General features: G+C 71.0%; 1 protein-coding gene. It reads right to left on the bottom strand.

Annotated elements, in window-relative coordinates:
- Positions 1–936: integrase core domain-containing protein (locus tag EPD83_RS20255; RefSeq protein WP_165567084.1), on the bottom strand; the 936-nt coding region annotated here is incomplete at both ends.

Below are 936 nucleotides of genomic sequence, written 5' to 3'. Positions count from 1 at the left end.
GGGTTGGTATCGGCGGGTGGTGTCGAGGGTGAGCTCGCGCAGGATCTCGCCGGTGGTGGCGTCGCTGATGGTGATGTGCAGGCCGTGGATGAGGGCGGTGACGGGGCGGCTGTTGTGGTGTCGGCCGAGGCCGATGGAGTACAGGGTGCCGGCGTGGCGCAGGGTGATCTTGCCGTTGTTGACGCGGTCGTGGCGGACGCGGGTGTGGGCCTGGTCCGCGGGTTCGCCCGGGGGTCCGGCTTTGGGTCGGGCGGTGTAGGCGGCGGCGGGGGTGCGCCGGCCCAGGGCGCGGTGGGGGCGTTGGGTGTTGTACTCGTGGCGGAACCTGTCCAGCAGGGCCTGGAGCTCGGTGAGGGTGGCGGGGGGTGGTCCTTGCCGGGTCAGCCAGGTCTTGAGGGTCTGTTGGAACCGTTCGACCTTGCCTTGGGTCTGGGGGTGGTTGCCGCGGCCGTTCTTCTGGATGACGCCGAGGGTGGCGAGCTCGTGCTCGAACGCGTTCCTGCCGCCGCGCACCCGTTGGGAGGCGTGCCGGACGGTGTACACCATCCCGTTGTCGGTCAAGGTGGATGTGGGGCAGCCGTCCTCGGCGACGGTGGCCCGGAAGGTGGCCAGGACGATGGCGCCGGTGATGCGAGGGTGGGCGGAGACGTGCAGGGCCATCCGGGAGTGGTCATCCAGCCAGGTGATGACCTCGAGGTCGGTGCCGCCGGCGAGGGTGACGTGGGTGAAGTCGGACTGCCAGCACTCGTTGGGCTGCTCGGCCGCGAATCGCCGGTAGGCGGCCTTGGGCTTCTTCTTCGGGGCCGGGACCACCCGCCCGTGCCGGGTGAGGATCCGGGCGATCGTGGCCCGTGACGGTGGCACGATCCCGTCCTGCTCGAGGTGCCAGCCGATGGTCTCCGGGCCGGCGTCGTGCCCGGAGGCGGTCAGTCGGTC

It is taken from the genome of Phycicoccus flavus, assembly GCF_004025965.2.
In the GTDB taxonomy this organism is placed as follows: domain Bacteria; phylum Actinomycetota; class Actinomycetes; order Actinomycetales; family Dermatophilaceae; genus Phycicoccus; species Phycicoccus flavus.
The sequence above is the reverse complement of the archived record's forward strand: the minus strand, read 5'-3'. Positions and strand labels throughout refer to the sequence as shown.